Source organism: Occallatibacter sp. (assembly GCF_049510455.1).
Lineage (GTDB): Bacteria > Acidobacteriota > Terriglobia > Terriglobales > Acidobacteriaceae > Telmatobacter.
Genome location: NZ_JBEKYX010000159.1, coordinates 1 through 6,014, shown reverse-complemented (window position 1 = coordinate 6,014; position 6,014 = coordinate 1). Strand labels below are relative to the sequence as shown.

Genomic DNA, 6,014 nt, shown 5'->3' with positions numbered 1-6,014 from the left:
AACCATGCATCCAGCACAGTTTCAGAATGAGGATGGCATAAAGATTTCTATAAGCACTGTGGAAACCGCCATAACCCACACAAAATGCACCGCTTCGGAATCAACCTTGCACAGGATAACTCCCGCGATCGTCCAGAATCGAACACTACTCCAGATAGACTGGCAATACGCCGTCATCGCTCCCTGGAGGTAATAGTTTGCCTCGTCACTTTCGCCTTGCGCTTTTCGCTCTCTCTGCTTTGCTGCTCGCCGCATCCGTACTTAACGGTCAATCCACCCCCACGCCTCTGACAGTCGAGGCCATAAACGGGGATGAGCCTCTCACCGGCACGCCACCGGCGGGAGTTGCCTGGTCGCCCGACGGCAAGCACCTGACCTGGCTCGAAAATGGCGAGCTGCACGCCATTGAGATCGCTTCCGGCAGACGATCTACATTGATAAGCCGTGACAGGCTTGCCTCCATGTTCAAAGCAAGCAGTGACGACCAGCGCAGCAGCGAAGGGATGCCCCGCTACTGGTGGTCGCCGGACAGCAATCATCTGCTCTTTGATTCCGGTGGACGGCTCTGGCTCTTTGATCTGAAGACCGGCACCGCGGTGGAGATGGGCTTTACCGCCGCGAACTCCGGAGACAATCCTACCTTTTCCCCAAATGGCGAAACCATCGCCTTTGTCCGCGATCATGGTCTCTGGATCGTACGCCCGCGCGATCAGGGAGCGGCAGGAACGCCCGTCGCCATCGCGCCATCGCAGAGCCCTGCCATCACAAATGGAGAGGTGGACTGGCTCTACGGTGAGGAGCTCGAAGTAAGAAGCAACTACGCCTGGTCGCCGGACTCCAGCCACATTGCCTATCTGCAGATGAATGAAAGCAACGTGCCGGAGTATCCGCTCATCGATTGGACGCTCACGCACCCCAAAGACGAGCAGCAGCGGTACCCGCAGCCGGGCGATTCCAACCCCGAACTCCGCCTCGGCATAATCGGTGCCACAGGTAGCCACACATCCTGGATCAGGCTGCCGATCCACGAAGGACAGGACTACATCCCACGTTTTGGATGGGTTGACCGGAAGACACTCTGGTTCGAAACATTGAGCCGCGACCACAAGCGCCGTGCCCTCTACTTCGCCGACGCATTTGGCAGCCGCGATTCCTTGCAGATACTCGAAGTGACAGACGACAAGTTTCTCGACGATAACTACGGTATCTCGGTGAGCGAAGGCGCCATTGTGCTGACCAGTTGGAAAGACGGTTACAACCACATCTATCTCTATCGCTACGACACGGGAAATCCGATGAGCGCGCCAGCCCCTGCGCCCAAGCAGCTCACCAGCGGCAACTGGGATGTAATCTCCGTCGCTGCCGTCGATCCCCAGCATCAGAAGATCTATTACGCATCGAATGAGACGAGCCCTCTCGAACAGCAGCTCTGGCAGGTAAGCTTTGCGGGAGAACGCAAGTCACTCACCACCGAATCAGGAGCGCATGAAGGAAACTTCCCGCCGATGCCTGCATCGGATGAGTCGGCATTTGTGGATACCTTCTCCACGCATCTTGATCCGCCGAGGCTCCGCATCTGCAAAACAGGCAGTGAATGTAATGAGCTATGGACCTCGCGCTCAATGCAGGCTTATCGGTTGCAGCCACGGCTGCAGCTCGAGACAAAAACGAAGGACGGAACGACACTCTATTCCACGCTGATGCTGCCCGAAGGCGCTTATGGTGTGAAGAGCGTTCCGCTCATCGTAAATCCTTATGGGGGTCCGACCGCACAAACAGTAATGAATCGCTGGGGCGACGAGTTCTGGGGCGACAATCTGCTCTTCGACCAACTGCTCGCACAGCACGGCTTTGCCGTACTACGCACAGACAATCGCGGCACTGCGGGACGCGGACGCGACTTTGCGCAGGCAGCATACCGCGACTTTGGCAAAATGCAGTTTGAAGATCAAATTGCGGCTCTCGACGCCGCGCTTGAGAAATTTCCGCAACTTGACCCGAAGCGCCTCGGATGGTGGGGCTGGAGTTGGGGAGGACACTTTACTCTCTACGCCATGACACACTCGGATCGTTTCGTAGCCGGCGTTGCCGTGGCCCCGGTGACAGACTGGCGCATTTACGATTCCACTTATACGGAGCGGTATCTGGGTCAGCCGGCGGATGAGCCGCAGGCATACAAGGATTCATCGGTAGTGAACACCGCCGCAAACCTGAAAGGCCGTCTGCTTCTGGTTTACGGTGCAAGCGACGATAACGTCCATATCGGCAACTCCGTGCAATTTATAGACAAGCTGGTAGATGCTGGCACTCCCTATGACCTGCAGATTTTTCCGCGGAAAAAGCATGATCTTGCGGGAAGCGAGGCACGCTTGCAGCTCTACCGCAAGATTCTCGCGCATTTTGAGGAGTATTTAAAACCGGACACAGCGTTAAAAGAATCTCGATGAGTTTTCGCGAATCTTATTGTCTGAGTAATGGATTCGCTGCAGCTAGACTTCGCGGCGTTTGAAGAGCTCGTCTTTTTCCTTCAAAGGGCATCGGGCGCAGCTCAGGCAACACACAAGCAGAATCGCCACGCCAATCGTCACGACCAGAGCGACAAGGCTTCCGCTAACAAGTATCCAATGCAGCCAGCTTTGCGTCATCATAAGACACTTCACCCGATCAGAGGCTATTTTCGTGCAGATTTCATCTCTTTCGGGCCGACTGAGAGAGATTACCTCAGACGCCCTCAGTGTATCATCGGAAAGTTTTGCATCGTCAATAGTTATTTCGTGTCATCAACGAAAAGCATTTCGATTGCATAAAGGCAAATAAAAGGCGAAACTAATCTCGAAGCCCTTTGAGCCTTCGCGCCATGCTGCAAAAGCCCATTCCGGATGACGGTTCGATTGCCGAACTGACCGATGAGCAGATCGATGAGTGGCGGAATCACGCGCAGGTCTCCTCTTCCGCACTGACGCAAGAAGAGCACCGGCGCGCGACGGAAGATTCCGCGCCCGGCGTGAACTGGCTCTTCGTCGATCTGAATTCGTACTTCGCATCCTGTGAGCAGCAGGAGCGACCGGAGCTGCGGAACCGTCCCGTCGCCGTGGTGCCCATGATGGCGAACACCACCTGCTGCATTGCCGCCAGCTATGAAGCCAAGTCGTACGGAGTAAAGACCGGCACCATTGTGGCGGACGCCAAACGGCTATGCCCGGATCTCATCCTTGTCGAGGGACGCCACGAGCTCTACACCCAGATCCATCACAAGGTGGTGGAGGCCGTTGAAAGCTGCGTGCCTGTAACGGCTGTCGGCTCCATTGACGAGATGGCCTGCCGGCTCATTGGCCGCGAACGGCCGCTCCTCACTGCGATGGAGCTGGCGCGAAAGGTCAAGCGCACCATCCGCGAGCAGGTGGGCGATATGCTCCGCAGCTCCATAGGCCTGGCCCCCAATCGTTTCCTCGCCAAGATCGCCAGTGACATGGAAAAGCCAGACGGCCTCGTCGCACTCCCCGTCGACGTGCTGCCTACCGCGCTGCCGCTGCTTGCGCTGCGCGATCTGCCCGGCATCGGCACGCGAACGGAGAAGCGGCTGAATGCGAAAGGCATCCACACCATGGAGCAGTTGCTGGCGCTCGACTGCGAACGGATGGGCCAGCTATGGGGTTCGGTCTGGGGCGAACGGCTCTGGCACTGGCTGCGTGGACAGGATTTCGATCTATCGGACAACGAGCATGCGAAATCCATCGGACACCAGCACGTGCTGGCGCCGGAGATGCGTACTCCGGAAAAGGCGTGGGCCGTGGCTTTGAAGCTCCTGCACAAGGCCGCGCTGCGCCTGCGCGACGCCGATCTGTGGGCTGCCAGCATAGGGCTCGCCGTGGGCTTTGCTGTTCCGCGTGCGCTGCAGGAGATTCCGAACTCCGTGAGCAGTTATGGCGTGCCCAGGCGCGGGTGGCATAGCGAGATTAAGCTCACAGAGTGCCAGGACAACCAGACGCTCATTACCGCGCTGCGAAAACTATGGCAGCAACAGCCCGGCGGCGAGCAGAGCGCGCATCCATATTTTGTTGGCGTCCATCTTGGCGGCCTTGTTCCGGACAAGCTGCACAGCTTGAGCCTCTTTGACTCGATGGACGGCTCCGAGAAGCGAGCGAAATTGTATGAAGCCATGGACGCGCTGAATCACAAATACGGAATGCAGACGCTGGCTCCTGCCACAATGCTGACGGCGTACAAAGCTGCGCCGACACGTATTGCATTTCACTCCGTGCCGGATCTCTTCTAAATCAGCTTCTGCTCTGATCGGTGCTGCGGTCGTGCAATTAGAGTGCGGTCTCACGTTAGAATTTCTCCGGGATGAACGAATACTTCCGACGAGTTTCTGCATCCTTTCTGCAAACGAGGTGAATTCATGTCTAAAGCCAAGGCTTACTCTGCCGCCAGCGCCACATCGCCGCTTGCTTTCACAACCATCGAACGACGCGATCCCACCGATACCGACGTGCAGATTGAAATTCTCTTCTGCGGCGTCTGCCACTCCGATCTCCACCAGGTACGCAACGAGTGGAGCGGCGTTATGCCCACTGTTTATCCGTGCATTCCGGGGCATGAGATTCTTGGCCGCGTCACCAAGGTTGGTTCCGCTGTGACCAAGTTCAAGGCTGGCGACATTGCCGCCGTGGGCTGCATGGTGGACTCCGATGGAACCTGTCCTGCCTGCAAAGCTGGCGAGGAGCAGTTCTGTCCCAATCCCACGCTGACCTATAACTTTCCGGACAAGCACTTGGGCGGCGTCACCTATGGCGGCTACTCGGAGAGCGTCGTAGTGGATGAGCGCTTCGTGTTGCGCGTGCCCGACAATCTCGATCCTGCCGGAGCCGCGCCGCTGCTTTGCGCCGGCATCACCACCTACTCGCCGCTGCATCATTGGGGCGTGACCAAGGGCCAGAAGGTTGGCATTGTGGGCCTGGGCGGACTGGGCCACATGGGCGTTAAGTTTGCGCATGCGCTCGGTGCGCATACGGTGGTCTTTACGACCTCGCCCGGCAAGGTGGAAGACGCCAGGCGGCTGGGCGCTGACGAGGTGGTCATTTCAAAGGACGCCAACGAGATGGCGAAGCATGCTTTCAGCTTCGACTTCATTCTCGATGCTGTTTCTGCCGACCATGACATCAATGCCTACCTCCCGCTGCTGGGCCGCGACTCGCACATGGTTCTGGTGGGTGCGCCGGAGAAGCCGACGCCGATCTCCTCCTTTAACCTGATCCTTGGCCGCAAGAGCCTGTCCGGTTCTATGATTGGTGGGATCAAGGAAACGCAGGAGATGCTGGACTTCTGCGGACAGCACAACATCACCTCCGACGTTGAGGTGATTCCGATCCAGAAGATCAACGAGGCTTACGAGCGGCTGATCAAATCCGACGTGAAGTACCGCTTCTCGATCGATATGGCCTCGCTCAAATCCTAGTAAACCGGAGGGTTGATGGAGATTCAACGAGCCGGCTCTAAGCCTTCGGGCAAAGGGCCGGAGGAATATTTCACAGGCACGGTGCGGGTGGACCCTCTTTTCTCCGCACCGGAGCCTGCCCGCGTGGTGGGTGCGCATGTGACCTTCGAGCCGGGGGCGCGGACGGTGTGGCATACGCATCCGCTGGGTCAGACGCTCATTGTGACCAGTGGGCGCGGTCGGGTGCAGCGCTGGGGTGGGCCAGTTGAGGAGATTCACCCCGGCGATGTGGTCTGGTTTGCGCCGGGTGAGAAGCACTGGCACGGAGCAACGCCGGAGACGGCTATGACGCATATTGCCATTCAGGAGCGGTTGAACGGGCAGGCCGTAGAGTGGCTGGAGAAGGTCGGCGACGAACAGTACCTGGGATAGTGTTCAATTTCGGATGATCGCACGAGTTATCCTGTGCAAGGTTGATTCCGAAGCGGTGCATTTTGTGTGGGTTATGGCGGTTTCCACAGTGCTTATAGAAATCTTTATGCCATCCTCATTCTGAAACTGTGCTGGATGCATGGTT

Annotated in this window: 4 protein-coding genes; all 4 read left to right on the top strand. The window is 57.6% G+C overall.

Annotated elements, in window-relative coordinates:
* The first annotated feature begins 197 nt into the window (after positions 1 to 197).
* The 4 genes from ABSG47_RS19965 to ABSG47_RS19950 all read left to right on the top strand — a co-directional run bounded on the left by ABSG47_RS19965 (position 198) and on the right by ABSG47_RS19950 (position 5,869).
* Positions 198 to 2,447 (top strand): alpha/beta fold hydrolase, encoded by a 2,250-nt coding sequence (locus ABSG47_RS19965; RefSeq protein WP_424172019.1) that lies wholly within the window; start codon positions 198 to 200, stop codon positions 2,445 to 2,447.
* Positions 2,448 to 2,842: 395 nt separating this feature from the next.
* The gene (locus ABSG47_RS19960; protein ID WP_424172016.1) at positions 2,843 to 4,276 is read left to right on the top strand and encodes a DNA polymerase Y family protein; all 1,434 of its coding nucleotides are present in this window, start codon (positions 2,843 to 2,845) and stop codon (positions 4,274 to 4,276) included.
* Between the two features lie 126 nt (positions 4,277 to 4,402).
* Positions 4,403 to 5,458, top strand: coding sequence for an NAD(P)-dependent alcohol dehydrogenase (locus tag ABSG47_RS19955; protein WP_424172014.1), 1,056 nt, complete (start codon positions 4,403 to 4,405; stop codon positions 5,456 to 5,458).
* 15 nt (positions 5,459 to 5,473) lie between these two features.
* Positions 5,474 to 5,869, top strand: coding sequence for a (R)-mandelonitrile lyase (locus tag ABSG47_RS19950; RefSeq protein WP_424172012.1), 396 nt, complete (start codon positions 5,474 to 5,476; stop codon positions 5,867 to 5,869).
* The last annotated feature ends 145 nt before the right edge of the window (positions 5,870 to 6,014 follow it).